This window comes from Sphingomonas sp. J315 (assembly GCF_024666595.1).
Taxonomy (GTDB): Bacteria; Pseudomonadota; Alphaproteobacteria; order Sphingomonadales; family Sphingomonadaceae; genus Sphingomonas.
This window is the reverse complement of record NZ_CP088296.1, coordinates 311068-336184: the sequence shown is the minus strand read 5'-3', so window position 1 is coordinate 336184 and position 25117 is coordinate 311068. Positions and strand designations below refer to the sequence as shown.

At 65.0% G+C, this 25117-nt stretch carries 36 protein-coding genes and 1 pseudogene; 30 read left to right on the top strand and 7 right to left on the bottom strand.

Annotation, left to right across the window (positions count from 1 at the left end):
* Positions 1-71 precede the first annotated feature (71 nt).
* From tuf to LRS08_RS01735, 26 genes are all read left to right on the top strand, one after another.
* The gene (gene tuf, locus LRS08_RS01860; protein WP_257845148.1) at positions 72-1268 is read left to right on the top strand and encodes an elongation factor Tu; all 1197 of its coding nucleotides are present in this window, start codon (positions 72-74) and stop codon (positions 1266-1268) included.
* Between the two features lie 146 nt (positions 1269-1414).
* Positions 1415-1765: an endonuclease domain-containing protein gene (locus tag LRS08_RS01855; protein WP_257845149.1), complete on the top strand. Its 351-nt coding sequence runs from the start codon at positions 1415-1417 to the stop codon at positions 1763-1765.
* A gap of 204 nt (positions 1766-1969) precedes the next feature.
* Complete coding sequence (gene rpsJ / locus LRS08_RS01850) at positions 1970-2278, top strand: 30S ribosomal protein S10 (RefSeq protein WP_066664400.1); 309 nt, start codon at positions 1970-1972, stop codon at positions 2276-2278.
* A gap of 266 nt (positions 2279-2544) precedes the next feature.
* Entirely contained in the window at positions 2545-3306 is a 762-nt protein-coding gene (gene rplC, locus LRS08_RS01845; protein ID WP_257845150.1) for a 50S ribosomal protein L3, read from the top strand.
* A gap of 2 nt (positions 3307-3308) precedes the next feature.
* Positions 3309-3923, top strand: a complete 615-nt coding sequence (rplD, locus tag LRS08_RS01840; RefSeq protein ID WP_257845151.1) for a 50S ribosomal protein L4 — start codon at positions 3309-3311, stop codon at positions 3921-3923.
* On the top strand, positions 3916-4230 hold the full coding sequence (locus LRS08_RS01835) for a 50S ribosomal protein L23 (protein ID WP_224920540.1): 315 nt from the start codon (positions 3916-3918) through the stop codon (positions 4228-4230). Before rplD ends, LRS08_RS01835 begins: the two co-directional genes overlap by 8 nt.
* 2 nt (positions 4231-4232) lie before the next feature.
* Positions 4233-5084 (top strand): 50S ribosomal protein L2, encoded by an 852-nt coding sequence (rplB, locus tag LRS08_RS01830; RefSeq protein WP_257845152.1) that lies wholly within the window; start codon positions 4233-4235, stop codon positions 5082-5084.
* A gap of 3 nt (positions 5085-5087) precedes the next feature.
* Positions 5088-5366 (top strand): 30S ribosomal protein S19, encoded by a 279-nt coding sequence (gene rpsS / locus LRS08_RS01825; protein ID WP_257845153.1) that lies wholly within the window; start codon positions 5088-5090, stop codon positions 5364-5366.
* 1 nt (position 5367) lies between these two features.
* Entirely contained in the window at positions 5368-5748 is a 381-nt protein-coding gene (gene rplV / locus LRS08_RS01820; RefSeq protein ID WP_066664412.1) for a 50S ribosomal protein L22, read from the top strand.
* Complete coding sequence (gene rpsC / locus LRS08_RS01815; RefSeq protein ID WP_224920544.1) at positions 5748-6455, top strand: 30S ribosomal protein S3; 708 nt, start codon at positions 5748-5750, stop codon at positions 6453-6455. The genes rplV and rpsC overlap by 1 nt, the downstream gene beginning before the upstream one ends.
* 12 nt (positions 6456-6467) lie before the next feature.
* Positions 6468-6899 carry a 50S ribosomal protein L16 gene (rplP, locus tag LRS08_RS01810; protein ID WP_257845154.1) on the top strand — a complete coding sequence of 144 codons (432 nt, stop codon included), beginning with the start codon at positions 6468-6470 and terminating at the stop codon, positions 6897-6899.
* Between the two features lie 3 nt (positions 6900-6902).
* Positions 6903-7106: a 50S ribosomal protein L29 gene (gene rpmC / locus LRS08_RS01805; protein ID WP_257845155.1), complete on the top strand. Its 204-nt coding sequence runs from the start codon at positions 6903-6905 to the stop codon at positions 7104-7106.
* A gap of 15 nt (positions 7107-7121) precedes the next feature.
* Positions 7122-7391: a 30S ribosomal protein S17 gene (gene rpsQ / locus LRS08_RS01800; RefSeq protein ID WP_066574429.1), complete on the top strand. Its 270-nt coding sequence runs from the start codon at positions 7122-7124 to the stop codon at positions 7389-7391.
* Between the two features lie 76 nt (positions 7392-7467).
* On the top strand, positions 7468-7836 hold the full coding sequence (gene rplN / locus LRS08_RS01795; RefSeq protein WP_066574426.1) for a 50S ribosomal protein L14: 369 nt from the start codon (positions 7468-7470) through the stop codon (positions 7834-7836).
* Positions 7836-8147: a 50S ribosomal protein L24 gene (gene rplX, locus LRS08_RS01790; protein ID WP_257845156.1), complete on the top strand. Its 312-nt coding sequence runs from the start codon at positions 7836-7838 to the stop codon at positions 8145-8147. The genes rplN and rplX overlap by 1 nt, the downstream gene beginning before the upstream one ends.
* Complete coding sequence (rplE, locus tag LRS08_RS01785) at positions 8147-8731, top strand: 50S ribosomal protein L5 (protein ID WP_257845157.1); 585 nt, start codon at positions 8147-8149, stop codon at positions 8729-8731. Before rplX ends, rplE begins: the two co-directional genes overlap by 1 nt.
* Before the next feature lie 19 nt (positions 8732-8750).
* Positions 8751-9056 carry a 30S ribosomal protein S14 gene (rpsN, locus tag LRS08_RS01780; RefSeq protein WP_224920549.1) on the top strand — a complete coding sequence of 102 codons (306 nt, stop codon included), beginning with the start codon at positions 8751-8753 and terminating at the stop codon, positions 9054-9056.
* An 11-nt stretch (positions 9057-9067) separates the two neighbouring features.
* Entirely contained in the window at positions 9068-9463 is a 396-nt protein-coding gene (rpsH, locus tag LRS08_RS01775) for a 30S ribosomal protein S8 (protein WP_224920550.1), read from the top strand.
* A complete protein-coding gene (rplF, locus tag LRS08_RS01770) occupies positions 9463-9996 on the top strand; it encodes a 50S ribosomal protein L6 (RefSeq protein ID WP_257845158.1) in 534 nt (177 codons plus the stop codon). Before rpsH ends, rplF begins: the two co-directional genes overlap by 1 nt.
* On the top strand, positions 9996-10352 hold the full coding sequence (gene rplR / locus LRS08_RS01765) for a 50S ribosomal protein L18 (protein ID WP_257845159.1): 357 nt from the start codon (positions 9996-9998) through the stop codon (positions 10350-10352). Before rplF ends, rplR begins: the two co-directional genes overlap by 1 nt.
* Before the next feature lies 1 nt (position 10353).
* Positions 10354-11070, top strand: coding sequence for a 30S ribosomal protein S5 (gene rpsE / locus LRS08_RS01760; RefSeq protein WP_257845160.1), 717 nt, complete (start codon positions 10354-10356; stop codon positions 11068-11070).
* Positions 11071-11075: 5 nt separating this feature from the next.
* On the top strand, positions 11076-11255 hold the full coding sequence (gene rpmD, locus LRS08_RS01755; protein WP_257845161.1) for a 50S ribosomal protein L30: 180 nt from the start codon (positions 11076-11078) through the stop codon (positions 11253-11255).
* Between the two features lie 121 nt (positions 11256-11376).
* Positions 11377-11913 (top strand): 50S ribosomal protein L15, encoded by a 537-nt coding sequence (gene rplO, locus LRS08_RS01750; protein WP_257845162.1) that lies wholly within the window; start codon positions 11377-11379, stop codon positions 11911-11913.
* A gap of 116 nt (positions 11914-12029) precedes the next feature.
* Positions 12030-13394 (top strand): preprotein translocase subunit SecY, encoded by a 1365-nt coding sequence (secY, locus tag LRS08_RS01745; RefSeq protein WP_257845163.1) that lies wholly within the window; start codon positions 12030-12032, stop codon positions 13392-13394.
* 31 nt (positions 13395-13425) lie between these two features.
* On the top strand, positions 13426-14076 hold the full coding sequence (locus LRS08_RS01740; RefSeq protein ID WP_257845164.1) for an adenylate kinase: 651 nt from the start codon (positions 13426-13428) through the stop codon (positions 14074-14076).
* A 163-nt stretch (positions 14077-14239) separates the two neighbouring features.
* On the top strand, positions 14240-14608 hold the full coding sequence (locus tag LRS08_RS01735; protein ID WP_257845165.1) for a DUF6481 family protein: 369 nt from the start codon (positions 14240-14242) through the stop codon (positions 14606-14608).
* A gap of 53 nt (positions 14609-14661) precedes the next feature.
* On the opposite strand, the gene LRS08_RS01730 is transcribed toward LRS08_RS01735, so the two are convergent.
* Positions 14662-15876, bottom strand: a complete 1215-nt coding sequence (locus LRS08_RS01730; RefSeq protein WP_257845166.1) for a type III PLP-dependent enzyme — start codon at positions 15874-15876, stop codon at positions 14662-14664.
* A 146-nt stretch (positions 15877-16022) separates the two neighbouring features.
* Here LRS08_RS01730 and LRS08_RS01725 point away from each other — a divergent pair, with 146 nt between their 5' ends.
* A complete protein-coding gene (locus LRS08_RS01725; RefSeq protein WP_257845167.1) occupies positions 16023-16991 on the top strand; it encodes a threonine/serine dehydratase in 969 nt (322 codons plus the stop codon).
* A 342-nt stretch (positions 16992-17333) separates the two neighbouring features.
* Positions 17334-19112: a tetratricopeptide repeat protein gene (locus LRS08_RS01720; protein ID WP_260481259.1), complete on the top strand. Its 1779-nt coding sequence runs from the start codon at positions 17334-17336 to the stop codon at positions 19110-19112.
* A gap of 42 nt (positions 19113-19154) precedes the next feature.
* Here LRS08_RS01720 and LRS08_RS01715 read toward each other — a convergent pair whose 3' ends face one another.
* On the bottom strand, positions 19155-20138 hold the full coding sequence (locus tag LRS08_RS01715; RefSeq protein ID WP_260481258.1) for a Gfo/Idh/MocA family protein: 984 nt from the start codon (positions 20136-20138) through the stop codon (positions 19155-19157).
* Between the two features lie 348 nt (positions 20139-20486).
* Positions 20487-21299, bottom strand: a complete 813-nt coding sequence (locus tag LRS08_RS01710; protein WP_257845171.1) for a ferredoxin--NADP reductase — start codon at positions 21297-21299, stop codon at positions 20487-20489.
* A 164-nt stretch (positions 21300-21463) separates the two neighbouring features.
* Here LRS08_RS01710 and LRS08_RS01705 point away from each other — a divergent pair, with 164 nt between their 5' ends.
* Entirely contained in the window at positions 21464-21640 is a 177-nt protein-coding gene (locus LRS08_RS01705; protein ID WP_257845172.1) for a hypothetical protein, read from the top strand.
* A gap of 305 nt (positions 21641-21945) precedes the next feature.
* Here the strand turns inward: LRS08_RS01705 and LRS08_RS01700 are convergent, their stop codons facing one another.
* Positions 21946-22482, bottom strand: coding sequence for a hypothetical protein (locus tag LRS08_RS01700; RefSeq protein ID WP_260481257.1), 537 nt, complete (start codon positions 22480-22482; stop codon positions 21946-21948).
* Positions 22483-22700: 218 nt separating this feature from the next.
* On the opposite strand from LRS08_RS01700, the gene LRS08_RS01695 reads away from it, so the two are divergent.
* Positions 22701-23201, top strand: a complete 501-nt coding sequence (locus tag LRS08_RS01695) for a hypothetical protein (RefSeq protein ID WP_260481256.1) — start codon at positions 22701-22703, stop codon at positions 23199-23201.
* Here LRS08_RS01695 and LRS08_RS01690 read toward each other — a convergent pair.
* The 3 genes and pseudogenes from LRS08_RS01690 to LRS08_RS01680 all read right to left on the bottom strand — a co-directional run bounded on the left by LRS08_RS01690 (position 23149) and on the right by LRS08_RS01680 (position 25068).
* Entirely contained in the window at positions 23149-23670 is a 522-nt protein-coding gene (locus LRS08_RS01690; protein WP_260481255.1) for a GFA family protein, read from the bottom strand. The genes LRS08_RS01695 and LRS08_RS01690 overlap by 53 nt on opposite strands.
* A 1-nt stretch (position 23671) precedes the next feature.
* Positions 23672-24232 carry a lipocalin family protein gene (locus LRS08_RS01685; RefSeq protein ID WP_257845174.1) on the bottom strand — a complete coding sequence of 187 codons (561 nt, stop codon included), beginning with the start codon at positions 24230-24232 and terminating at the stop codon, positions 23672-23674.
* Between the two features lie 180 nt (positions 24233-24412).
* Positions 24413-25068, bottom strand: a pseudogene (locus tag LRS08_RS01680) (alpha/beta hydrolase).
* Between the last annotated feature and the right edge of the window lie 49 nt (positions 25069-25117).

Here is a 25117-nt window from a genome sequence, read left to right as displayed (position 1 = left end):
GATCGCTATGGGGCCGCGTTCTCGCGAGTCCCATGCGGTCCGGGAAAAATTGAACCAGAAGGTAGGAAACAATGGCGAAGGCAAAGTTCGAGCGGACCAAACCGCACCTCAACATCGGCACCATCGGTCACGTCGACCACGGCAAGACCTCGCTGACCGCCGCGATCACGAAGATTCTGGCTGAGAACGTCGCGGGCAACGCTGCGGTCGACTTCGCCAACATCGACAAGGCTCCCGAAGAGCGCGAGCGCGGCATCACCATCTCGACCGCGCACGTCGAGTATGAGACCGATTCGCGTCACTATGCGCACGTCGATTGCCCCGGCCACGCCGACTATGTGAAGAACATGATCACCGGTGCGGCGCAGATGGACGGCGCGATCCTGGTCGTGTCGGCCACCGACGGCCCGATGCCGCAGACCAAGGAGCACATCCTGCTCGCCAAGCAGGTCGGCGTTCCGACCATGGTCGTCTTCCTCAACAAGGTCGACCTGGTCGACGACGAGGAAATCCTCGAGCTGGTCGAGATGGAAATCCGCGAGGAACTGTCGCGTCGTGAGTTCGACGGCGACAATATTCCGATCATCCGTGGTTCGGCGACCGCCGCTCTGTCGGGTTCGGACGACAAGCTGGGCAAGGACGCGATCCTCGCGCTCATGGCCGCTGTCGACGAGTCGATCCCGCAGCCGGAGCGTCCGCTGGACAAGCCGTTCATGATGCCGATCGAAGACGTGTTCTCGATCTCGGGCCGCGGCACCGTGGTGACCGGCCGCGTCGAGACCGGCGTTGTGAAGGTTGGCGAGGAAGTCGAGATCGTCGGCATCCAGCCGACCGTCCGCAAGACCACCGTGACCGGCGTCGAAATGTTCCGCAAGCTGCTCGACCAGGGCCAGGCTGGCGACAACATCGGCGCGCTGATCCGCGGCGTTGCACGTGACGAAGTCGAGCGCGGCCAGGTTCTGGCGAAGCCCGGTTCGATCACCCCGCACACCGACTTCCAGTCGTCGGTGTACGTCCTGTCGAAGGACGAGGGTGGCCGTCATACGCCGTTCTTCGCGAACTATCGTCCGCAGTTCTACTTCCGCACCACCGACGTCACCGGCACCATCGAGCTGCCGGCTGGCACCGAGATGGTCATGCCGGGCGACGAAGTCGCGCTGGGCGTGAAGCTGATCGCGCCGATCGCGATGGACATCGGCCAGCGCTTCACGATCCGCGAAGGCGGCCGCACCGTCGGTGCAGGCGTCGTCGCTTCGATCGACAAGTAATCGACGCCCTTCGGGGCTGAGAATGAAGAGCCCGGCTTCCCCCAGGGGAGGCCGGGCTTTTTTGTTTGTGTGCGCTTCTTCTTAGCCCTCTCCCGCTTTCGCGGGAGAGGGTTGGGTGAGGGTCTTCTTTCTTCTATTCTGGGTCGATGTATCCCGTCCGCCGTCAGATCAGTCGCCATGCCGCCAGTTTGGGTGAGAAGCGGACGGATGCTGAAAACTGCTTTTGGCAGGCGGTCCGCAATCGGAGACTGGATGGCTTCAAGTTTCGGTTCCAGCATTCGCTCGGACCCTATGTCGTCGATTTCGCGTGCGTGGAGATGACGCTGATCGTCGAGATCGACGGGGCACAGCACAATGACGCCGCTGATGCAGCTCGGACCACGTTTCTGGAAAGCCAAGGTTTTAGGGTTATCCGGTTTTGGAACAACGAGGTGCTTCAGAATCTCGACGGGGTGATTGAGATGACCCGTGCGGCGCTGCTGGCGCGGCAGTCGTAGGCAGGTGTGTGCCAGTAAAGAAGAAGACCCTCCCCAACCCCTCCCGCGAAGGGGGGAGGGGCTTAAATCGGTAGGCGTTGAAAAATACGCCCCGCTCCCCCTTGCCATTCCCCCGCTTCCGCTGTAGTGGCGCGCCTTCGTTTTAGCGTATGAACCAGCAAGAGGCGTGTTTCACGCGCCCCGCTCTTTCGCATTGGTAGGGACATGGACAACAATATCCGCATCCGCCTGAAGGCGTTCGACCACCGCGTGCTCGATCAGGCCGCAAGCGATATCGCCGACACCGCGCGCCGCACCGGCGCGATGATCCGTGGCCCGATCCCGCTCCCGACCCATATCGACAAGTTCACGGTCAACCGTGGTCCGCACATCGACAAGAAGTCGCGCGAGCAGTTCGAGACGCGCACCTACAAGCGCCTGCTCGACATCGTTCAGCCCACCGCCCAGACCGTTGACGCGCTGATGAAGCTCGACCTCGCCGCTGGCGTTGACGTGGAGATCAAGCTGGCCTAAAGGCCGCGCTCTCCCAACGAGATTCGCGATTCCACTGGAGTCGCGCAGGGCTGGCCGGATCGATCCCGATCCGATGATTCAACCCAGAGCCAAGGCTCAAAAACGACATAGGGATACCGCCGGACTTCGGTCCGGGCTGCGTCCCCCGTCTTTCCTGCCTTCGGGCGGGAATTCAGCCCGGACGGGGGCTCGCATCATATTACGGGCTGAGGCACGCACCCTTCGGAATGGTCCGTGGGGTGCCTCTGTTATGGAGTGAACTGATCATGCGCACTGGCGTGATCGCGAAGAAGCTGGGGATGACCCGCCTGTTCAAGGACGATGGCCGCCACGTGCCGGTCACCGTCCTGAGCCTCGAAGGGCTGCAGGTCGTCTCGGTTCGCGAAAAAGATCGTGACGGCTACACCGCCGTCCAGCTTGGCGCTGGCAGCGCCAAGGCGAAGAATGTCGCCAAGCCGCAGCGCGGCCAGTTCGGCAAGGCCGAAGTGGAGCCCAAGGCGATTCTCGCGGAGTTCCGCGTGGACGAAGACGGTCTGCTTGACGTGGGCGCCGAGATTTCGGCCGACCATTATGTCGCGGGCCAGTTCGTCGACATCCAGGGTCGCACGCAGGGCAAGGGCTTTGCGGGCGGCATGAAGCGCTGGGGCTTCGGCGGCATGCGCGCCACCCACGGCGTCTCGATCAGCCACCGTGCGCTGGGTTCGACGGGTAACCGTCAGGATCCGGGCCGCGTCTTCAAGAACAAGAAGATGGCCGGTCACATGGGTGACAAGAACCGCACGCAGCAGAATCTCGAGATCGTCGGCACCGACGTCGAGCGCGGCCTGATCTTCGTCAAGGGTTCGGTCCCTGGCTCGAAGGGTGGCTGGCTGTTCGTCAAGGACGCCGTCAAGCTTCCTGCTCACAAGGATGCGCCGTTCCCGGCCGGCATCAAGCAGGCTGCCAACAGCAACAACGACACCGCCGCAGCGGACACCCCGGCCGACACGGTCGAGGCGCCTGAGGCGACCGAAGGCCAGGAGGGCTGAACGTGAAGGTCAAGGTTCAAACCCTCGACGCCAAGGCGTCGGGCGACATCGAGCTGAAGGACGACGTGTTCGGCCTTGAGCCGCGCGCCGACATCCTGCACCGCGTCGTCACCTGGCAGCTGTGGAATCGTCGCGGCACCGCCCGCCCGACCCGCGAGCGTTCGGAAGTGTCGCGCACCGGCAAGAAGTTCGGTCGCCAGAAGGGTGGCGGCACCGCCCGTCACGGCGATCGCGCTGCTCCGATCTTCATCGGCGGCGGTAAGGCTCACGGTGCGCGTCTGCGTGACTTCAACATCTCGCTGAACAAGAAGGTTCGCGCGCTGGGTCTGAAGATGGCGCTGTCGAGCCATGCCAAGGCGGGTTCGCTGATCGTTCTCGACGGGTTCGAGGCGAGCAAGACTTCGGCGCTCAAGGACCAGTTCGCTGGCCTGAAGGTCGGCAAGAAGACGCTGGTGATCGACGCAGAGGCCGGCAACGGCTTCCTCGCCGCGCGCAACCTGGCGGACGTCAACGTCCTGCCGGCTGCTGGTGCCAACGTCTATGACATCCTGAAGCACGACACGCTGGTCCTGACCCGCGCTGCCGTCGAGAAGCTGGAGGCGCGCTTCAATGGCTAAGAAGCAGGAGCAGATCGACATCCGTCATTATGACGTGATCGTCGCGCCGCATATCACCGAGAAGTCGACCCTGGTCTCCGAGCACAACGCGGTGGTCTTCAAGGTCGCCGGTGAAGCGACCAAGCCGCAGATCAAGGCGGCGGTCGAGGCGATCTTCGGCGTCGGTGTCACCGCGGTGAACACCATCGTCCAGAAGGGCAAGACGAAGCGCTGGAAGGGCAAGCCCTACACGCGCAGCGACATCAAGAAGGCGATCGTCACCCTCAAGGATGGTGACTCGATCGACGTGACGCAGGGGGTCAACTGACCATGGCGCTCAAGAATTACAACCCGACCTCGCCGGCGCGGCGTGGCCTGATCCTGGTGGACCGTTCGGGTCTGCACAAGGGTGGCCCCGTCAAGGCGCTGACCGAAGGCAAGCGCAAGACCGGCGGCCGCAACAACAAGGGTCATGTGACCTCGCGCGGCATCGCGGGGGGCCACAAGCAGCGCTATCGCATCATCGACTTCAAGCGTCGCCTGTGGGACGTCGATGGCGTCGTGGAGCGGATCGAGTACGATCCCAACCGCACCGCCTTCATCGCGCTCATCAACTATGGTGCCGACGAAGCGGGCAAGGATCGTCTGGCCTACATCATCGCTCCCCAGCGCCTCGGCGTTGGCGACAAGGTGATTGCGGGCAAGAAGACCGACGTGAAGCCGGGCAACGCCATGGAGCTGGGCCAGATGCCGGTCGGCACCATCGTCCACAATGTGGAGATGAAGCCGGGCAAGGGCGGTCAGATCGCACGGTCGGCCGGCACCTATGTGCAGGTCGTCGGTCGCGACCGCGGCATGGTGATCGTTCGCCTGAACTCGGGCGAGCAGCGCTACATCCGCTCGGACTGCATGGGCACCGTTGGCGCCGTGTCGAACCCGGACAATGGCAACACCAACCTCGCCAAGGCTGGCCGCAACCGCTGGAAGGGCATCCGCCCGCTGACCCGCGGTGTCGCCAAGAACCCGGTCGACCATCCGCACGGCGGTGGTGAAGGCCGGACCTCGGGCGGCCGTCATCCGGTCACCCCGTGGGGCAAGCCGACCAAGGGTGCGCGCACCCGTCACAACAAGGCAACGGACAAGTTCATCATCCGTAGCCGCCACGCGAAGAAGAAGGGCTAACCTATGGCTCGCTCCGTATGGAAGGGTCCGTTCGTGGACCTCCACCTCCTGAAGAAGGCGGAAGTCGCTCAGGAGAATTCGGGCCGCAGTGGTCCGATCAAGACCTGGTCGCGTCGTTCGACCATCCTGCCGCAGTTCGTCGGCCTGACCTTCAACGTCTACAACGGCCGCAAGTTCGTGCCAGTGTCGGTGAACGAGGACATGGTCGGCATGAAGCTCGGCGAGTTCGCCCCGACCCGGTTCTTCCCGGGCCACGCGGCCGACAAGAAGGGTAAGCGCTAACATGTCGAAGCCCAAGGCTCCCCGTCGCGTCGGCGACAATGAGGCGCTGTCGGTTGGCACGCAGATCCGTGGTTCGGCGCAGAAGCTGAACCTGGTCGCTGGCCTGATCCGCGGCAAGAAGGCCGGTGACGCCCTCAACATCCTCTCCTTCAGCACGAAGGCGATGGCGGTTGATGCGCGCAAGGTGCTGGCTTCGGCCATCGCCAATGCCGAGAACAACCACAACCTCGACGTCGACGCGCTCGTCGTCGCCGAGGCGTCGGTCGGCAAGTCGATCACCATGAAGCGGTTCCACACCCGTGGTCGCGGCAAGTCGACCCGCATCCTGAAGCCGTTCAGCCGTCTGCGCATCGTGGTGCGCGAAGTGCAGGAAGAAGCATAATGGGTCACAAGAGCAACCCGATCGGTCTGCGTCTGCAGATCAACCGCACCTGGGACAGCCGCTGGTTCGCAGAAGGCGCCGATTATGGCCGCCTGCTGCTTGAAGACCTCAAGATGCGCCAGTTCATCATGAAGACGCTGCCGCAGGCGGCGATCTCCAAGGTGGTGATCGAGCGTCCGGCCAAGCTGTGCCGCGTCAGCATCTTCGCTGCGCGCCCCGGCGTGATCATCGGCAAGAAGGGCACTGACATCGAGAAGCTTCGCAAGAAGCTCGCGTCGATGACCAGCTCGGACGTGTCGCTGAACATCGTCGAGATCCGCAAGCCCGAAGTCGACGCCAAGCTCGTCGCGCAGGGCATTGCCGATCAGCTTGAGCGCCGCATCGCGTTCCGCCGCGCCATGAAGCGCGCCGTTCAGTCGGCGATGCGTCTGGGCGCGGAAGGCATCCGGATCAACTGTGGCGGTCGTCTGGGCGGCGCGGAAATCGCGCGTTCGGAATGGTATCGCGAAGGCCGTGTTCCGCTGCACACGCTGCGCGCGAACGTCGATCACGCGACCGCCGAAGCGCACACCGCCTATGGCGTGTGCGGCGTCAAGGTCTGGATCTTCAAGGGCGAGATCCTGGGCCATGATCCGATGGCGACCGATCGCCTGAACATGGAATCGCAGACGTCGGGCGTTCGCCCGGCCCGCGATGACCGTCGCTAAGGGTTAGAGACAATGTTGCAACCGAAGCGCACCAAGTTCCGCAAGGCCTTCAAGGGCCGGATCAAGGGTGAGACCAAGGGCGGCGCGACGCTGAACTTCGGGTCGTACGGCCTGAAGGCGCTGGAGCCGGAGCGGATCACCGCACGCCAGATCGAGGCGGCGCGCCGCGCGATCACGCGTCACATCAAGCGTCAGGGCCGTTTGTGGATCCGCATCTTCCCGGATCTGCCGGTTTCGAGCAAGCCTGCCGAAGTCCGCATGGGCTCGGGCAAGGGTGCCCCTGAATATTGGGCAGCGCGCGTTGCGCCCGGTCGCATCCTGTTCGAGCTGGACGGCGTTCCCGGCCCGCTCGCGGCGGAAGCGTTCGAGCGTGCGGCGATGAAGCTGCCGATCAAGACCAAGGTCGTGGCCCGCCTCGGCGACACGTCGCACCTGGAGGGTTAAGAGATGACCAAGGCAACCGATCTGCGCGCGAAGAGCGACGATCAGCTGGGCGAGGAGCTGGGCAACCTGAAGCGCGAGGCATTCAACCTGCGCTTCCAGGCGGCGACCAGCCAGCTCGAGAAGCCGAGTCGCGTGAAGGAGGTCCGCAAGGACATCGCCCGCATCAAGACGCTGCAGAACGAGCGTTCGCGCTCGGCTGCGAAGTAAGAGGACACAGGAACCATGCCGAAGCGCGTGCTGACCGGGCAGATCGTGTCCGACAAGGGCGACAAGACGGTGGTCGTGAACGTTGAGCGCAAGGTCAAGCACCCGCTCTACGGCAAGATCATCCGCCGCTCGAAGAAGTATCACGCCCATGACGAGGCGAACGAGTACAAGGCTGGCGAGACCGTGCGGATCGAAGAGACCGCGCCGATCAGCAAGCTGAAGACCTGGAAGGTGATCGAGCGGGTGAACACCCACGCGACCCCCGAGCGGGCCGACATCGCTTAAGACCTTCGGGTCTCAAGAGTTCAACTGGAACCCCCGGGACGTGTCCCGGTAGGCCAAGAGAGAAGGAACCGGATCAATGATCCAGATGCAGTCCAATCTCGACGTCGCAGACAACAGCGGCGCGAAGCGGGTGCAGTGCATCAAGGTGCTGGGCGGGTCGAAGCGTCGCTTCGCCGGCGTCGGCGACGTCATCGTCGTCAGCATCAAGGAAGCACAGCCCCGCGGCAAGGTGAAGAAGGGTGACGTGCACCGTGCCGTCATCGTCCGCACCGCCAAGGACGTTCGCCGCGCCGATGGCTCGGTCATTCGCTTCGACGGCAATGCCGCCGTCCTGGTCAACAAGAACGAGGAGCCGATCGGCACCCGTATCTTTGGCCCGGTGGTCCGCGAGCTCCGCTCGAAGGGCTTCATGAAGATCATTTCGCTCGCCCCCGAGGTGCTGTGATGGCTGCTGCGAAGATCAAGAAGGGCGACCAGGTCATCGTCCTGTCCGGCAAGGACAAGGGCAAGACCGGTGAAGTCGTCAAGTCGATGCCGAAGGCCGACAAGGTCGTCGTGTCGGGCGTCAACATCGCCGTGCGTCACACCAAGCCGAGCCAGGGCGACCCGCAGGGTGGCCTGAAGCGCGCCGAGGCCCCGATGCATGTCTCGAAGGTCGCGCATGTGACCAAGGACGGCAAGGCGACCCGCGTCCGTTTCGAAGAGCGCGACGGCAAGAAGGTCCGCGTTGCGGTCAAGACCGGGGAGGTCATCTGATGGCTGACACCTATATCCCGCGCATGAAGTCGAAGTACGATTCGGAAATCGCCAAGGCGATGACCGCGAAGTTCGGCTACAAGAATGCGATGGAAGTGCCGAAGATCGAGAAGATCGTGCTCAACATGGGCGTCGGCGAAGCGACCCAGGACAAGAAGAAGGTCGAGCAGGCGGCTTCCGAAATGGAGCTGATCGCGGGCCAGAAGCCTGTCGTGACCAAGGCCAAGAAGTCGATCGCGCAGTTCAAGCTGCGTGAAGGCATGGCGATCGGTTGCAAGGTGACGCTGCGTCGTGAGCGCATGTACGAGTTCCTCGACCGCTTCATCACCATCGCGCTGCCGCGCGTGCGCGATTTCCGCGGCCTGAACGACAAGTCGTTCGACGGCCGTGGCAACTACGCCTGCGGCATCAAGGAACAGATCGTGTTCCCCGAGATCAACTATGACCGCATCGACAAGGTGCGCGGCATGGACGTGATCGTGACCACCACCGCCAAGACCGACGAGGAAGCCCGCGAGCTTCTCCGTCTCTTCGGTTTCCCGTTCCCCATCGAGGCGGACGGCGAAGCGAAGCAGGCAGCGTAAGGGAAAGAGAACTTAAGTCATGGCGAAACTGAGTTCCGTGCTCAAGAACGAGCGTCGCAAGCAGCTGGTGAAGAAGTACGCCGGCCGCTACGCGAAGCTGAAGGCGATTGCGAACGACAAGTCGCTCGATGAGACCGAGCGTCTGATCGCGCGTCTCAAGATGGCCGAGATTCCCCGCAACGGGAACCCGACCCGCATCCGCAACCGGTGCGAGCTGACCGGTCGTCCGCGCGGTTACTACCGCAAGTTCCGTCTCGCACGTGTCATGCTGCGCGATCTGGCCAACAAGGGCCTGATCCCGGGTGTCACGAAGTCGAGCTGGTAAGGATCACGAAGATGGCATTGACCGATCCTCTGGGTGATATGCTCACCCGCATCCGCAACGGCCAGCGCGCCCGCAAGGACTCCGTCCTGACGCCGGCAAGCAAGCTGCGTGCGCGTGTCCTCGACGTTCTTCAGCGCGAGGGGTATATCCGTGGCTACAGCGAAGAGCAGATGGGCCCCGCGGCCGGCATCCGCATCGAGCTGAAGTATTTCGAGGGCCAGCCCGCGATCAAGTCGATCGCGCGCGTCTCGAAGCCGGGTCGCCGCGTCTATTCGGGCTCGAAGGAGCTTCCGAAGGTGCGCAACGGCCTGGGCATCACCATCGTTTCGACGCCTCGCGGCGTTCTGTCGGACGCCGAGGCGCGCGACCAGAATGTCGGCGGCGAAGTGCTCGCGGAGGTGTTCTGATGAGCCGCACCGGTAAAAAGCCGATCACCGTTCCGGCTGGCGTTTCCGCCAGCGTCGAGGGCGGCACGATCAGCGTCAAGGGCCCCAAGGGTACCCTGACCATGCCGACCGCCGACGACATCTCGTATGAGGTGGGCGATGGCACGATCACGGTGAAGCCTGCGAACGACACCAAGCGCGCCAAGGCGTTCTGGGGCATGCAGCGTACGCTGGTCCAGAATCTGGTGACCGGCGTGAGCGAGGGCTTCTCGAAGAAGCTGCTCATCACCGGCGTCGGCTATCGCGCCAACGCGCAGGGTCGCAAGCTGAAGCTTCAGCTCGGCTACTCGCACGATGTCGATCTGGACGTGCCGGAAGGTGTGGAGGTGAAGACCCCCGACCAGACGACCGTCGAGATCTCGGGCAACGACAAGCAGGCCGTCGGCCAGTTTGCCGCGGAAATTCGTCGCTGGCGTAAGCCTGAGCCCTACAAGGGCAAGGGCATCAAGTACGAGGGCGAGTTCATCTTCCGCAAGGAAGGGAAGAAGAAGTAATGAGCAAGGGTCTCTCTCTCTTCGAGAAGCGGCGTCGCCGCAACCGCACCGCACTCCGCGCGCGTGCCGGCAGCCGTCCGCGGCTCTCGGTGCACCGTTCGGGCAAGCACATCTATGTGCAGGTGATCGACGACGCCCAGGGCAAGACCCTGGCCGCCGCTTCGACGCTGGACAAGGACGTGCGCGGCCAGAATGGCGGCAACGTCGATGCGGCCAAGGCCGTCGGCACCCGTATCGCGGAAGCGGCCAAGAAGGCCGGCGTGACGCAGGTGGTGTTCGACCGTGGCGGTTTCCTGTTCCACGGGCGCGTCAAGGCGCTGGCGGATGCCGCGCGTGAAGGCGGATTGGAGTTCTAAGATGGCTGACGAACAGAATCAGGCGCCCGTCGAGGGCGTAGCAGCCGAGGCTGGCGCAGCCGATGCTCCCCGTCGTGGCCGTGGTGGCCGTGGCGGCGGCGACAATCGTGGTGGTGGCGGCCGTGGTCGCGACGGCAATCGTGGTCGCGACAATCGCGGTCGTGGTGGTCCCGGTGCCGACGATGGCGGTGAAGAGCTGATCGAAAAGCTCGTCCACATCAACCGCGTCAGCAAGACGGTGAAGGGCGGCAAGCGCTTCGGCTTTGCGGCGTTGGTCGTCGTGGGCGACGGCAAGGGCCGTGTCGGTTTCGGTCATGGCAAGGCACGCGAAGTGCCGGAAGCCATTTCGAAGGCGACCGCAGCTGCCAAGAAGAAGATGGTCCGCGTGCCGCTGCGCGAGGGCCGGACGCTGCACCATGACGGCAAGGGCCATTTCGGCGCTGGCCAGGTGACCGTCCGCTCGGCGCCTGCAGGTACCGGCATCATCGCCGGTGGTCCGATGCGCGCCGTGTTCGAGAGCCTGGGCGTTGCGGACGTGGTGACCAAGTCGGTCGGCACTTCCAACCCCTACAACATGATCCGCGCGACTTTCGAGGCACTGGGCGACCAGTATTCCCCGAAGGCGGTGGCCCAGCGTCGCGGCAAGAAGATTGCCGACCTGCTCGGCCGTGGCGGTTCGCAGACCGCCGAGGCTGATGCCGCGGCGATCGTGGAGTAATCGACATGGCGAAGATCAAGGTGAAGCAGATCGGTTCGCCGATCCGTCGGACCAAGGACCAGCGCGCGACGCTGATCGGTCTGGGCCTCAACAAGATGCACCGGGTCAGCGAACTGGAGGACACTCCCGAGGTCCGCGGCATGATCCGCAAGCTGCCCCACATGGTCGAGATCGTCGAGGGCTGAACCCCCGGCATCTTTTCCAGGTGACAATATAAGGGGAGGGGGCTATCGGCCCCCCTTTCCGATTTTCCCGGCCCGCCGGGGAATTTCATCAGCGCGACAAAAGCGAAAGCGAGTGCACGACATGAATCTCAACGATCTCAGCGACAATGAAGGCGCCCGCAAGGGCCGGATGCGCGTCGGACGCGGCATCGGTTCGGGCAAGGGCAAGACCGCAGGCCGCGGCCAGAAGGGCGCCAAGGCGCGCTCGGGCGTCGCGATCAACGGCTTCGAGGGCGGTCAGATGCCGCTCCACATGCGCATTCCGAAGCGCGGCTTCAATGTTCCCAATCCCAAGGACTATGCCGAGGTCAATCTGGGCATGATCCAGAAGCTGATCGACGCCGGCAAGCTGACCGCGACCGAAATCGACCACGAAGCGCTCAAGGCCGTCGGCCTGGCGCGTGGCGGCAAGAACGGCGTCCGCCTGCTCGGCAAGGGCGAGCTGAAGGCGAAGCTGAGCTTCACCGTCGCCGGCGCGTCGAAGGGCGCGATCGAGGCGGTCGAGAAGGCTGGTGGCACCGTCACCATTCCGACGATCGTTCCGGCCGCCGAGAAGCATGCCGCCAAGCATCGCTCGGTCCAGAAGGTCATCGCCGCCAAGAAGGCCGGTAAGGCCTGACTTTAGCTGTGGATGGGGTTGCCAAGCGCATTGCCCTGATCCGACAGTAACCTATATGGGCGGCGGGGGAGCGGCGAACGCTTCTCCGCCGCTTTGGTTTCCGGGATAGTATTTCAATGGCATCCGCAGCCGATTCAATGGCATCCGGCCTCAACCTGTCCAAGTTCGGACAGGCCACCGAACTCAAGAAGCGCCTGTGGTTCACTCTGGGCGCGTTGATCATCTTCCGGATGCTCAGTTTCGTGCCGCTGCCCGGCGTCGATCCGACGCAGCTGGGGCTGCTGGCCGAGCGCACCCAGGGCGGTGTGCTCGATTTCTTCAACACCTTCTCGGGCGGCGCGCTGGAGCGCATGTCGGTGATCGCACTCGGCGTGATGCCCTACATCACGGCATCGATCGTCGTGCAGCTTGCGACCTCGCTGTCGCCGACGCTGGCTTCGATCAAGAAGGAGGGCGAAAGCGGGCGCAAGAAGCTCAACCAGTACACCCGCTATGGCACCGTCGCGCTGACCGCGATCCAGGGCTATTTCATCGCGGTTGGCCTTGAGACGCTTGGCGCCACCCAGGGGCTGGCACCGGTCGTCGAACCGGGAATGCTGTTCCGCATCGCTGCGGTCATCAGCCTGATCGGCGGCACGATGTTCCTGATGTGGCTGGGTGAGCAGATCACCAGCCGCGGCGTCGGCAACGGCATCTCCCTCATCATCATGGCGGGCATCGTCGCGCACCTGCCGACCACGCTGGTACAGCTGTTCGAGGGCGGCCGTTCGGGGTCGATGAACCCTGTGACGCTGGTCGCGATCCTTGCGGCGGTTGCGGGCCTGATCCTGTTCATCTGCTTTATGGAGCGCGCCCAGCGCCGGATCCTGATCCAGTATCCCAAGCGCCAGACGCAGCGGGGCGTGCAGAGCGAGCGCAGCCACCTGCCGCTCAAGATCAACACCGCGGGCGTGATCCCGCCGATCTTCGCCAGCTCGCTGTTGCTGATGCCGCTGACGGTGAGCCAGTTCGCCGGCCAGTCGCAGGCGGGCGAGAGCTGGGGCGGTGACCTGATCATCACGCTCAACCAGTATCTGCAGCACGGTTCGCTCGTGTACATGCTGCTCTACGGCGCGGGCATCATCTTCTTCTCGTTCTTCTACACGGCGGTTGTGTTCAACCCCGAGGAGACGGCCGAGAATCTCAAGAAGCATGGCGGGTTCATCCCCGGCATCCGACCGGGCAAGAACACCGAAGCCTATTTCGATTACGTGCTGACGCGGATCACCGTGATCGGTGCGGCGTACCTGACCTTCATCTGCCTTGTGCCGGAATATCTTGTGTCGGCGCTCGCAATTCCCTTCTATCTCGGCGGGACCAGCCTGCTCATCGTCGTCAACGTGACGATGGACACGGTCACGCAGATCCAGTCGCACTTGCTGGCGCACCAATATGGTGACCTGATCAAGAAGGCGAAGCTGAAGGGTGGTCGACTGCGCTGACAAGGCGCAGCGACGGAAAAGGGGAAGCCAGTTGAATATCATCCTGTTGGGGCCTCCGGGCGCGGGCAAGGGGACCCAAGCGTCGCGGCTCGAAAGCGAGCGCGGCATGGTCCAGCTCTCGACCGGCGACATGCTGCGCGCCGCAGTCAAGGCGGGAACGCCGGTGGGTCTGCAGGCGAAGGCGGTGATGGAGGCGGGCGAGCTCGTTTCCGACGCAATCGTCAGCGGGATCATTGGTGAGAGCCTGGATGCACTGGGCGACAAGGGCGCCATCTTCGACGGTTATCCCCGGACCGCCGCGCAGGCTGAATCGCTCGACACCCTCCTGGCGGAGCGCGGCCGCAGCCTCGATCATGTAATCGAACTGGTTGTGGACGAAGACGCCTTGGTCGCGCGGATCACGGGGCGCTTCAGCTGTGGCAGCTGCGGTGCCAATTATCACGACAGCTACAACCAGCCCAAGGTCGACGGCGTTTGCGATGTGTGCAGCGGCACCGAATTCAAGCGTCGCCCCGACGATAACGAACAGACCGTGCGCACCCGCATGGCCGAATATCGCGCCAAGACCGCGCCGATCCTGCCGATCTATGAAGCGCGCGGGCTCGTCCAGCGAGTCGATGGAATGGCCGACATCGCCGAGGTCACCGAGGCGATCGAGGCGATTCTGGACGGGCGGAGCTGAACGGCGTAGTGCAGTAGCCCGGCCTGCGGGTCGCTCAATTGTCGGAAGCACATCGCCTGGCGGTGCATGCGCGGCGAGCCGCCTTATTTTTTCTCGCGGTCCCGTGTGGACTGCGGCTCATCGGTCGATAGCTCTGCGCTGGCCGAACTCATTGGAACAATGCATGCCTTCATATCGGGAACCGTCATTTCAGGATCGCACTGCCGCCGCCGCCAAGGCGAAGCAGAAGGCGCTGGAACTGTTGCGCGCAAAGCCGTCTGCGGATCCGGCCGTGCTGGAGGAGCGCCGGAAGGCCAGGGAAGAGCGCGAGAGGGCTCTGGCCGAGGAACGCGCGGCAAAGGCCGAGGCGCTGGCCGCAGCCAAGGCCGAGAAGCTGGCAAAGAAGCAGGCCGAGGCCGAGCGGAAGGCCGAGGAACGCGCCGAAGCCGAGGCTGCTGCGGCGCTCAAGGAGGCGCGGCTGACGCCGCCGAGCGCGGCGGAGATGAAGGCAGCGCGGGATGCGCGCTACGCGGCACGAAAGGCCCGGAAGTAGTCCCACGAAAATGGGCCGCCATCCATTCGGACGGCGGCCCTTTTTCTGTCCGTTCAGCGGCGCGCGCGGCGCTTGAACTGGTCGAGGCTGACGACGTTGGTCGGGCGTTCGATCGCGATGCCCGAATAAAGCGTCGCCATCGGTTCGTCGGTGACGGTGTGGACGGTGTCCACGCCAAAGCCGTTGAACGCGGTGCGCATCGCGCAGCCATAGGCGCCGAGCATCCCGACCTCGATATAATCGCCGGCCTGGATGTCCGACGGCAGCTCGAACGGGCCGGCCATGTGATCGAGATCGTCGCAGGTCGGGCCGTAGAAGCTGTATTCGGTCATCTCCGCCGCGTCGCCGGCATCGTCGCGCAACACGCGCACCGGGAAGCGCCAGCCGACATGCGCCGCGTCGAACAGCGCACCATAGGCACCGTCGTTGATGTACAGCTCGTCCCCGCGGCGCTTTTCGACGCGGACGATCAGGCTGCTATACTCCGCGCACAGCGCCCGGCCCGGCTCGCACCACAATTCGGCGCTGTACGAGATCGGCAGATTCTCGAACGCGTTGTGGATCACGCCGAAATAGGTTTCGAGCGGGGGCGGTTCCATGCCCGGATAGGTCGACGGGAAGCCGCCGCCGACATCGACGATGTCGACCGTGACCGACGAGGCGACGATCGCCGCGCGGACGCGCTCCATCGCCTCACTATAAGCCGCCGGGGTCATCGCCTGGCTGCCGACATGGAAGCAGATGCCCAGCGCGTCGGCGGCCTGACGGGTCGCGACGAGCAACTCGGCGACATCCTCCGGCTCGGCACCGAACTTCGCCGCGAGGCTCAGCTTCGAATGGTCCGACGACACGCGGATGCGGACGCACAGGTTGAGGTCGGTCGCACCACGGGTGGCGCGAACGATCTTTTCCAGCTCGTCCATCGTGTCGAGGCTGAAGGTGCGGACGCCGTGGACGAAATAGGCTTCCTCGATCGCTTCCTCGGCCTTGACCGGGTGCATGAAGCACAAGGTCGCCTTGGGCAGGGCGCGGCGCGCCATGCGCACCTCGCCGATCGACGCGACGTCATAATGCGTCACGCCGCTGTCCCAGAGGATCTGGAGCAATTCGGGAGAGGGGTTCGCCTTGACGGCATAGAGCACCGTTCCCGGAAACTTCTCGACAAAGAAGCGGGCGGCGCGCTTTGCAGCGTGCGGACGAACGAGCGTTACCGGCTCGACGGGACGAAGGGCTTTCGCTAGCCCCAGCGCGCTATGATGCTTGTGCAACTCAAGGGACCTCCAATTGCCTTGCGGCAGACGAAAAAACACTGCCTTGCGGTGGAAGTCCCATGGGGCAGCGGAGGGGTCATTTAGGGTCGACACCCCCCCTTGTAAAGTGATTATGGAGGGGTTCGAGCGATGTGGGGTGGGAAGTGACGATATTGCGACAGCCGACACGGGCGGGGGTGCGGGACGCGGCGGCAAAGGTGGCGGCGATATTGCCGCCAACCCCCTTGTTTGTAGGCGAAATTCGCGGCGTGCCGGTGATGTTCAAGGCCGAAAGCTTGCAGCCGATCGGCGCGTTCAAGATTCGCGGCGCATGGCACCGGCTGACCGCACTCGACGCCGAAGCGCGGGCCAAGGGCGTGGTCGGCTTCTCCTCCGGCAACCATGCGCAGGGCGTCGCATGGGCGGCAAAGCGACTCGGTATCCCGGCGGTGATCGTGATGCCGGCCGACGCCCCGGCACTGAAGCGCGAGGCGACGCTGGCGCTGGGGGCCGAGGTGGTCAGCTATGACCGGATGACCGAGAATCGCGACAAGATCGCTGCGCACCTCGCCCATGCCCGCGGCGCCACGTTGGTGCCGCCGTTCGACGACCCCTGGGTGATCGAGGGGCAGGGGAGTCTGGGGATCGAGGTGCTGACGCAAGCGGCCGAGATGAAGCTGCCCGATCCGGCGCATGTCGTGGTGCCGTGCGGCGGCGGCGGGCTTGCTGCGGGCGTCGCGCTGGCGCTGCCCGATGCGCAGGTGACGGTGGTCGAGCCTGAGGGCTGGGACGATATGTGCCGCAGCCTGGAGGCGGGATGGATAGAGCCGATCGGCGACAACCCGCCGCCGACGGCATGCGATTCGCTCCAGACGCTGCGCGTATCCCCGCTGACCTTCGACGTGCTGTCGCGGCGCGGGGCGACCGGGGTGACGGTGACCGAGGCCGAAGTCCGGGCGGCACAGCGCTGGGCGGCGGCGAAGCTGAGGCTGGTGGTCGAACCGGGCGGGTCCGTGGCGCTGGCCGCGCTGCTGGCGGGGAAGGTCGAGGCGCGCCCCGACATGCTGGTGGTGCTGAGCGGCGGCAATGCCGATCCGGCGGCCTATGCCCGGGTGCTGAGCGGGGCCGACTGACGGCATCCTACGAAGCTGACGAAAAATGCGGGGTTTCGGGCTGTCGGGACGGGTTTGCGACTGGCTGACACCTGCGACGCGACTGTGACGCGACACCTGTGCGACGGCGACGCGACAGGTGCGCGACTGTGTCGAGACACCCGCGCGACTGGAGTCAGGCGCGGGGCTTTTTGGAGGGGAATGAGGCGGGTCGGGGTTCACCGATCAGTTTAGATCAGGGAATTTCCAACATTGGAAGGGGGCTGCTTGGCGCGGAAAAGCCGCGGGCGGAACTTGGCCGCAAAGTGGCTCTGAACTTGTCTGAGGCGCAACGGCGAGGTCTCTGCTAATTCAGCCGCTGTCATGATCTGGCTGGCCGGACTCCTCGCTGTTGCCACTGCGCCCCCGCAAACGCCGGGCCGAGCCGAACTGCCGCCCGAATTCTTCCCCGCCTATGAGCGCAAGGACCTGACTACCGCAGTCGGCATTCTGGAAAAGGCGGCGGCGGTGTGCGTAGCGAACCGACCGGCGAACGATCATTGCCTCGACCTGATGCTTGGGGGTGCGAATATCGCGTGGCGCATCGGCGACATCGAGCGTAGCGAGAAATTCGCGCGCGCGGCGGTAGAGATCGCCAATCGCACCTTGCCTGTGTCCCATAAGGATCGCGGGGTCGCGGCCGACTATTTCCTCCGGGCGCTGATCGCCGGGAACAAGGATGCCGAAGCCGTCCCGTTGTTGCGCGCTGTGATCGCCACCCGCCCGCCGGAGCATCCATCGCTGGCGACGCTCAACGCGCAACTTGGCCAGTCGCTGTTCGCTCTTTCGCAATATGCCGAGGCGGAGGCCGCGTTGCGCCGTGCGGCGGCGCTGTTCGAAAAGGGCGCGGACGCGGGCAAGTTTGACCATGCGCTGGTTCTCACCGACCTTGCCGTCGCGCTTCGCGAACAGGATCGCGATCATGAAGCCGAACCGTTCGCCCGCCGGGCGCTTGCGCTCTACGAAGCGCTCGTGCCACTCGGCGACCCGCGGCTGGTTCCCCGCTATCGCGTGCTTGGCCTGATCCTCAACGAACTCGGTCGCTATGCCGAGGCTGAACAGGTTCTGGTCAAGGCCGTCATGCTGGTTGAAGCCGATCCCAACGCCGACAAAATGGGGCAATCGACGCTCTACACCAGCCTGGCGTTTTCGGTCGATCAACAGGGGCAGGTCGATAAAGGCGAAGCATTGATCCGCAAGGCGCTGGCCATCCAGGAAGCGGTGCTTCCGCCCGGCCACCGCCTGATTGCAGAGAATTACAGTAACCTTGGCTGGAACCTGCAATCCCAGGGCAATTATGCCGGGGCAGAAGCAGCGATCCGCACATCGCTGCGGCTGCGCGAGGCGCATATGAAGCCGGGCGATCCAGGAATCGCGGCCGGATATGAGGCGTTGGCCTCGATCCTTTCCAGCCAGGGGCGGCGCGAAGAGGCGGACCCGATCTATCGCCGCGTTCTGGCATTGCGCGAGACCGCAAACCGGCCTGTTTTGCGCGACATCGCCTTTGCCTTTTCCAATCTCGCGACGAACCTGAATGAAATGAACCGGTATGAAGAAGCGGAGCCGCTGCTGCGCAAGGCGCTGGCGATCGCCGAACGGACCTTTGGGCCTGATCACCCGGAAATTTCGATCATCTACGAAAATCTCGCCGATAATCTGAGCTGGCAGCAGCGTTTCACCGAATCCGAACCTTTGCACCGCAAGGCGCTGGCGGTGCGGCAAAAGACCTTGCCTCCCACGCACCCGCTCGTCGCCGCCGCGATGGTCACGCTGGCCCGAAACCTCGAATCGCAGGGCCGCACCGCTGATGCGGAAGCACTCATGCGACAGGCACGGGCCATCGTGGAGGGGCTGCCGCCATCGCACCCCAACCGCATCGCGGGAAGCTGGACGCTGGCGGCGCTGCTGCGCAAGCACGCAAGGTCACCCGCCGAAGCGCGAAGCCTGTATCGCCGGGCCGAAGCCGGTGCGATGGAGCGGATGCGCAGCTTCGCCGCGTTCGATGCGACTGCTCAGGCGGAACTGCGCAAATATGCGCCGATCTTTGCCGGACAGGTTTCGGTGGCGTGGCAGCTGTCTAATCCGGCCGCACCAAAGCGCTGATCCGCGCTCGATACACTCATATTCGGTCGCGTGGCGACAGCCTCACCCCCGCATCCGCCCATCCGGGAACAGCTTCACCGTCCGCCCATCCCGCGCCGACGCATAGATCGCCTCCATCAGCCGTGCGTCGCGCAGGCCCATTTCGCCGCCGGTCAGGATCGGGGTGCCGTCGCGGATGGCGCTGGTGAAATGGTTGAGTTGGCCGGCGAACTGGGTGGTGGGGTCGCCAGGGGTTAGCTCGCGGGCATCCTGGCCTTCGATCCGCATCTTCTGCCCGGCATAGCTGGTGGCGGGGTCCATGATCAGAGCGCCGTTTGTGCCGCGGACATGGGCGAAATTGGCTCCGGCGCTGTCGTAGGAGGTGGCGAGGTGGGCGACGGCGCCCGAGGGGAAGCGCCATTGCGAGGAGACGTGCGCGAAGATTTCGGTGAAGCGCGGGTCGCCCCTGGGCTGGAAAGTGGTGGCGCTGATGCTCTCCGGCATTTCGCCGGTGAGGTAGAGCGCGGATTGCAGGCCGTAGATGCCGAAATCCTCGAGCGGGCCGCCGCCGGCCAGTGCGCGGTTCATCCGCCAGTTCTGGGCCGGGGTGGTGGGGCCGGCGCGATAGGATTGCTCGCTGCGGATCAGGCGGATGTCGCCGACCGCTTTCTCGCGCATCAGGCGCATCGCCTCGACATTGTAGGGTTCGAAGTGCGAGCGATAGGCGATCATCAGCTTGCGGTTCGCGCGGCGGCCGGCGGCGATCATCGCTTCGCATTGCGCGCTGGAGAGCGCCATCGGCTTTTCGCACAGGACATGCTTGCGCGCGGCGAAGGCGCGGATCGCGAAGTCGGCGTGGAAGGCGGTGGGGAGGATGATGTACACCGCGTGGATGCGGTCGTCGGCGGCGATCTTGTCGAAGTCTTCATAGGAATAACGGGCGTCGACAGGGACGCCGTATGCGTCGCCGACCTGGGCGAGCTTTTGCGGATTGCCCGAGACCAGCGCGGCGATGTGCGCGCGATCGGCCTGGTCGAAGCGCGGCATGATCTGGTGAAGCGCATAGCCGCCGAGCCCGATGATCGCGAAGCCGACACTGTCGTCGCGTTTCTTGCGCGGCGGGGTGGCGGGGAGGCGGGTACCCGGGGGAGGGGGAGGCCCTTGAGCCGGGCGGCGGGGGACTGGAGCAGGGGCGTTGCGGCGCTGGCGCTGGTGGTCAGCGTGGCGGCGAGGGCCCCGCCGACTTCGATGAAGCTGCGTCGTGAGATGGGGGTGTGGGGCATCGCCGTCCTCTCCGAATGTTGGTTCGGAGGGATGATAGCGTTACCATTGTGGCGGGGGCAATCGGGGAATGGGGGCGATAGCCAGTTCCCCTCCCTTTCAGGGAGGGGGGCTTTAGCCGACGAAAGCGCGCTCGATGACGTAATGGCCGGGCTTGCTGTTCGAGCCTTCCTCGAAGCCCATTCCGTCCAGCATCGCGGAGAGATCCTTGATCATCTCCATGCTGCCGCACAGCATGATGCGGTCGGTTTCGGGGTCGAGGCGCTTTTCGCCCGCCATGTTCGGGCCGGTGAACAGCGCGCCATTCTCGATCAGCGTGCCGATGCGCTGATTGGTCGGGAAGGGCTCGCGGGTGACGGTGGGCAGGTAGCTGAACTGCACCAGCGCCTGATCCTGAACCAGCGGGTCGCCGGCGAGCAGGCCCTCCAGCTCTTCGCGGAAGGCGAGGTCGCTGACGCGGCGGACCGAGTGGACCAGCTGGATCTGGTCGAACATCTCATAGACGTCCGGATCGCGCGCGAGGCTGAGGAACGGGGCGAGGCCTGTGCCGGTCGACAGAAAGAACAGGCGCTTGCCGGGCAGCAGCGCGTCGGTGACGAGCGTGCCGGTCGGCTTGCGGCCGAGGAACAGCTGGTCGCCGGGCTGGATCAGCTGAAGCTTCGAGGTCAGCGGGCCATCGGGCACCTTGATCGAGAGGAATTCGAGCTCCTCGGCCCAGGCGGGGCTGGCGATCGAATAGGCGCGCAGCAGCGGGCGGCCTTCGCCGGGCAGGCCGAGCATCACGAACTCGCCCGAGCGGAAGCGGAAGCTTTGCGGGCGCGTGATCGTGAAGCTGAACAGATGCTCGTTCCAGTGGCGCACACTGAGAACGGTCTCCACGGTGAGCGCGGCGGACGGGGCGAGGGGGATGGCGTTACGGTCGGACATTTGCGGGCTCCGCTAGATGGCGGGGCGATGGCGCGCAACCCTTTGTCGGCTAATGCGGCCAAAGCTTTATCTATCAGCGCCGTTAGGGGATTATCTATTGCGAGGCAATCGCAATAGTCGGGGGGTCTCTCGACGGGGGCGGATGGGCGGTGCAAGAAGGCGCGATGCGACCCGAACTCTCTACCGCCGCGTCGATGACGCTCACCTTGCTGACCATCGCCGCGATCATATTGGTGTGGGGCGGGGTGACGATGATCCGCAAGGGCGACCGGACCAAGGGCGTGCTGATGATCGTGTGCGCGCTGGTGCTGGTCGGGAATGTGCTGATCTGGACGGTCTGAACCCTGTTCCCGCGCGATTCTGTTTTCGATTTCAGCGGGCTGCGCGCTAGGCTGACCGGGTATCAAAGGGGGATTTCATGAAACGATGGGTGGCTGGCGCGATTGCGGGGGCGATTGCAATGGGAAGCATGCCAGCCATGGCTGCAGACGATGACCGGGTGCGCGCGCGATTGGCGAAGGGGTTGGAAGCGTTCGACCGCGGCGATTGCCCGGCGGCGCTGAAGGCACTGCGCCCGCAACTCAAGCCCGGATCGATGGCGGCATTTCCGGGGGAGGTCGTAGCGGCAGTCTATCAGATTGCGGTGCTATGCGAAGCGCAGGCAAATCGGCTGGTCGAGGCGCGCGCGCTTGCGGTCGCGGGGACCGCGATCGACGCGGCGTCGGACGATCTGTGGCAATTGCGCTTTGCCCTCGATCTGGAGATGAAGGACCTGGCGGCAGCCGTCACGACGGTCGAGGCGATGAGCGCAGGGCGGGGCGCGGCGCTCAACGGCGTGGAAATCCGCTGGCTGTATCGCCTCGACACGCTCCTTCGCGACGCGAAGCAGGAGGGGGAGCGCGAGCGGCTGCTGAAGGTGGTGACCGCGAGCGGCTATGCCCCCGATGAGCCGATGGCGTCGAAGGACGGGTTTCGCATCAGCCTGATCAAGATCCTGCACGCGCGCGGCGATGAGGCAGGTGCCGCCGCGCTGGTTGCCGAGATCGAGACCGCGCGCACGCTGCTCGAACTGAGCATGAACGCGCGCCTCACTCCGCTCATGCCGGCGGGATTCGACCCGCGCAAGGCAGTCGAGCGCGAGCTGGCGGATGTTCGCACCGCGATGGGGCGTCATCCGCGCCATCTTGGCCCCTATATCCAGGCGGCCCGGCTGCTGCGGGCGCTCGGAAAGCCCCGGGAAGCGCTGGACATGCTCGATCGGCGCGGTCGGGCGGGCGGGCGCTCGCCGATCATGTCGATGCGAAGGATAAGCTGGCCTGGTGGTGGGACGCCCGGGGGCGGACGCATCTTGCGCTGGGCGAAGCCGACGCCGCGCTCGTCGCGTATCGCGAGGGCGGTCGGGTGGAGGAAGACGGCAGTCCCAATGTCAGCCAGATCATCAACCTGGCCGGGGTGCAGATGCGGATGGGGCGGCATGCCGACGCGCTCAAGACGCTGCCCGCCGAGGGCGCAGACTTTCCGGTCAGTCCGTTCGGCGCCATGCAGATGCGGCTGGTCCGCGTCTGCGCCAATGTCGGACTGGGCAACGCAGCGGCGGTCGCCATCGACCGCGCGGAGATCGAGGCCAAGAGCAAGGACGCCCCGGAGGCATTGCGCCGCCTGTACCTGTGTCTCGGCGATATGGACGCTGCGGCCCGCGCGGTGATCGCCGAACTCGACAACCCCGAGCAGCGGATCGAAACGCTGATCGACTTCAGCGATTTTGACCCCTCGCCCACGCCCACGCCGGAAACGGCATATTCCAAGGGGATCGAGGCGCTGAAGCTGCGCGAAGATGTTCAGGCTGCGCTCAAAAAGGCGGGCGGGACCCGTCGGATCGCGCTTCAGAGCGGCGACCTGTAGCGGGCTGATCCCCGTCGGGGGCCTGACGGCTGCTCGCCGCGATGGCGGCGGCCCATGCCGGGTCCTGTGCTTCGGTCGCGCCTTCATCGTGCAGGGCGGGGAGGTCGGCGAACCAGGGCATGCGCGATTCGCTGCCCATCTGCGTGCGCGGCGGGAAGGCGGTGGGGTCGTCGAGCGAGCCGATGGTGAGGTTGGTGCGCCCGCTGTCGCCGCGATAGAAAAGGGGGGTGCCGCAGTCGGCGCAGAAGCCGCGATCGACATGCTCGGAACTGCGGAAGGTCGCCGGGGTGCCGCGGGTCCAGCTCAGCGCGTCGTTGGGCGCGGCGACGAGCGCGGCGAACAGGCCGCCGGTCGCCTTCTGGCACATGCGGCAATGGCAGAGGTGGGAATTGTCGAGCATCGCGGTGGCGCGGTAGCGGATTGCGCCGCACTGGCATCCGCCGGTGACCGTGACGTCGATGCGGTCCATCCTAGTCGTGCTGCGTGATGCGCAGCGCCCAGCGATCGTAGCCGAGCTCCTCGACCCGCGTCAGCAGCGCCTGGAGCAGAGCGGGGTCGGGGCGGGGGTCGCGGGCGAGCAGCCAGAGATAGCGGCCCGATGGCTCGCCGACGATCGACCAGTCGTAATCGTCGCCATGGTCGAGCACCCAATAGTCGCCGGTGTAGAGCGGGCCGAAGAACGAGACCTTGAGCTTGGCGTTGGTGTCCTCGTCCGCGACGATCGCGGTCCCTTCGCTGACGTCGCGTTCGACTTCGCCGGTGCGGATGCCGCTGTTGACGATGCTGACCTTGCCGTCCCTTTCCAGCGCATAGTCGGCGGTGACCGAGTCCATGCCCTTCTGGAAGCGATTCTCGTGCCGCGCGAGTTCGTACCAAATGCCGGCGTAGCGGGTGAGGTCGACCGGCTTGGCCGGCTGCGGCACGTTGGGGTTGATCACCGGCGGGCGGGTCGCGCGGGAGTAGAGGAACAGGCCGCCGATGGTGGCAGCGGCGACGCCGGCGGCGATCTTGATCGCGGTGGATTGCTTCATGGCGCGATCATGCTTCGGGGCGTGCGGAAAGCATAGCCAAAATCCTCCCCGGAACGGGGAGGTGGCAGCGCGCAGCGCTGACGGAGGGGGCCCTGCTCGAAGCAATTCGCTTGCCTCGGGCCCCCTCCACCACCGCCTTCGGCGGCGGTCCCCCTCCCCGCTCCGGGGAGGATCTGAATGTCACCGGATCGGCGAATTGGGGTCGAGGCGCATGTCGAGATAATTGTCCACGCTGCGCATCAGCTGGTCCATTTCGTGTTCGAAGAAATGGTTGGCGTGCGGAATCGTGTCGTGGTGGATCGTGATGTGCTTTTGCGTGCGCAGCTTGTCGACCAGCTTCTGCACCGCGCCCGGCGTCACGACCTCATCGCCCTCACCCTGGATGATGATGCCCGAGCTGGGGCAGGGGGCGAGGAAGGTGAAGTCGTACATGTTCGCCGGCGGCGCGACCGAGATGAAGCCGCGGATTTCGGGGCGGCGCATCAGCAGCTGCATGCCGATCCATGCGCCGAAGCTGACGCCCGCGATCCAGGTGGTCGAGGCTTCGGGGTGGAAGCTCTGCACCCAGTCGAGCGCCGATGCCGCGTCGCTCAGCTCGCCGATGCCGTTGTCGAACGTGCCCTGGCTCTTGCCGACGCCGCGGAAGTTGAAGCGCAACGTCGCGAAGCCGCGGCGCTGGAAGGTCTTGTACAGTTCCTGCACGATGCGGTTGTTCATCGTGCCGCCGGCATTGGGATGCGGATGCAGGATCATCGCGACCGGTGCGCGGGGGCGGGGGCGGGGGCGAAACGCCCTTCGAGGCGGCCTTCGGGACCGGGGATGATGACTTCGGGCAAAATGCACCTGCTCTGTGATGGGCGCGCGGTAGCGCGGAAACGGGTGCAG

What these genes read in the sequence shown, in the direction of transcription:
- tuf (WP_257845148.1), top strand. Translation starts at nt 72, where the DNA reads ATGGCGAAGGCAAAGTTCGAGCGGACCAAACCGCACCTCAACATCGGC.
- LRS08_RS01855 (WP_257845149.1), top strand. Translation starts at nt 1,415, where the DNA reads ATGTATCCCGTCCGCCGTCAGATCAGTCGCCATGCCGCCAGTTTGGGT.
- rpsJ (WP_066664400.1), top strand. Translation starts at nt 1,970, where the DNA reads ATGGACAACAATATCCGCATCCGCCTGAAGGCGTTCGACCACCGCGTG.
- rplC (WP_257845150.1), top strand. Translation starts at nt 2,545, where the DNA reads ATGCGCACTGGCGTGATCGCGAAGAAGCTGGGGATGACCCGCCTGTTC.
- LRS08_RS01835 (WP_224920540.1), top strand. Translation starts at nt 3,916, where the DNA reads ATGGCTAAGAAGCAGGAGCAGATCGACATCCGTCATTATGACGTGATC.
- rplB (WP_257845152.1), top strand. Translation starts at nt 4,233, where the DNA reads ATGGCGCTCAAGAATTACAACCCGACCTCGCCGGCGCGGCGTGGCCTG.
- rpsS (WP_257845153.1), top strand. Translation starts at nt 5,088, where the DNA reads ATGGCTCGCTCCGTATGGAAGGGTCCGTTCGTGGACCTCCACCTCCTG.
- rplV (WP_066664412.1), top strand. Translation starts at nt 5,368, where the DNA reads ATGTCGAAGCCCAAGGCTCCCCGTCGCGTCGGCGACAATGAGGCGCTG.
- rpsC (WP_224920544.1), top strand. Translation starts at nt 5,748, where the DNA reads ATGGGTCACAAGAGCAACCCGATCGGTCTGCGTCTGCAGATCAACCGC.
- rplP (WP_257845154.1), top strand. Translation starts at nt 6,468, where the DNA reads ATGTTGCAACCGAAGCGCACCAAGTTCCGCAAGGCCTTCAAGGGCCGG.
- rpmC (WP_257845155.1), top strand. Translation starts at nt 6,903, where the DNA reads ATGACCAAGGCAACCGATCTGCGCGCGAAGAGCGACGATCAGCTGGGC.
- rpsQ (WP_066574429.1), top strand. Translation starts at nt 7,122, where the DNA reads ATGCCGAAGCGCGTGCTGACCGGGCAGATCGTGTCCGACAAGGGCGAC.
- rplN (WP_066574426.1), top strand. Translation starts at nt 7,468, where the DNA reads ATGATCCAGATGCAGTCCAATCTCGACGTCGCAGACAACAGCGGCGCG.
- rplX (WP_257845156.1), top strand. Translation starts at nt 7,836, where the DNA reads ATGGCTGCTGCGAAGATCAAGAAGGGCGACCAGGTCATCGTCCTGTCC.
- rplE (WP_257845157.1), top strand. Translation starts at nt 8,147, where the DNA reads ATGGCTGACACCTATATCCCGCGCATGAAGTCGAAGTACGATTCGGAA.
- rpsN (WP_224920549.1), top strand. Translation starts at nt 8,751, where the DNA reads ATGGCGAAACTGAGTTCCGTGCTCAAGAACGAGCGTCGCAAGCAGCTG.
- rpsH (WP_224920550.1), top strand. Translation starts at nt 9,068, where the DNA reads ATGGCATTGACCGATCCTCTGGGTGATATGCTCACCCGCATCCGCAAC.
- rplF (WP_257845158.1), top strand. Translation starts at nt 9,463, where the DNA reads ATGAGCCGCACCGGTAAAAAGCCGATCACCGTTCCGGCTGGCGTTTCC.
- rplR (WP_257845159.1), top strand. Translation starts at nt 9,996, where the DNA reads ATGAGCAAGGGTCTCTCTCTCTTCGAGAAGCGGCGTCGCCGCAACCGC.
- rpsE (WP_257845160.1), top strand. Translation starts at nt 10,354, where the DNA reads ATGGCTGACGAACAGAATCAGGCGCCCGTCGAGGGCGTAGCAGCCGAG.
- rpmD (WP_257845161.1), top strand. Translation starts at nt 11,076, where the DNA reads ATGGCGAAGATCAAGGTGAAGCAGATCGGTTCGCCGATCCGTCGGACC.
- rplO (WP_257845162.1), top strand. Translation starts at nt 11,377, where the DNA reads ATGAATCTCAACGATCTCAGCGACAATGAAGGCGCCCGCAAGGGCCGG.
- secY (WP_257845163.1), top strand. Translation starts at nt 12,030, where the DNA reads ATGGCATCCGCAGCCGATTCAATGGCATCCGGCCTCAACCTGTCCAAG.
- LRS08_RS01735 (WP_257845165.1), top strand. Translation starts at nt 14,240, where the DNA reads ATGCCTTCATATCGGGAACCGTCATTTCAGGATCGCACTGCCGCCGCC.
- LRS08_RS01720 (WP_260481259.1), top strand. Translation starts at nt 17,334, where the DNA reads ATGATCTGGCTGGCCGGACTCCTCGCTGTTGCCACTGCGCCCCCGCAA.
- LRS08_RS01715 (WP_260481258.1), bottom strand. Translation starts at nt 20,138, where the DNA reads ATGCCGCGCTTCGACCAGGCCGATCGCGCGCACATCGCCGCGCTGGTC.
- LRS08_RS01710 (WP_257845171.1), bottom strand. Translation starts at nt 21,299, where the DNA reads ATGTCCGACCGTAACGCCATCCCCCTCGCCCCGTCCGCCGCGCTCACC.
- LRS08_RS01705 (WP_257845172.1), top strand. Translation starts at nt 21,464, where the DNA reads ATGCGACCCGAACTCTCTACCGCCGCGTCGATGACGCTCACCTTGCTG.
- LRS08_RS01700 (WP_260481257.1), bottom strand. Translation starts at nt 22,482, where the DNA reads ATGGCGCGGATGACGCCCCATCGCGGTGCGAACATCCGCCAGCTCGCG.
- LRS08_RS01690 (WP_260481255.1), bottom strand. Translation starts at nt 23,670, where the DNA reads ATGGACCGCATCGACGTCACGGTCACCGGCGGATGCCAGTGCGGCGCA.
- LRS08_RS01685 (WP_257845174.1), bottom strand. Translation starts at nt 24,232, where the DNA reads ATGAAGCAATCCACCGCGATCAAGATCGCCGCCGGCGTCGCCGCTGCC.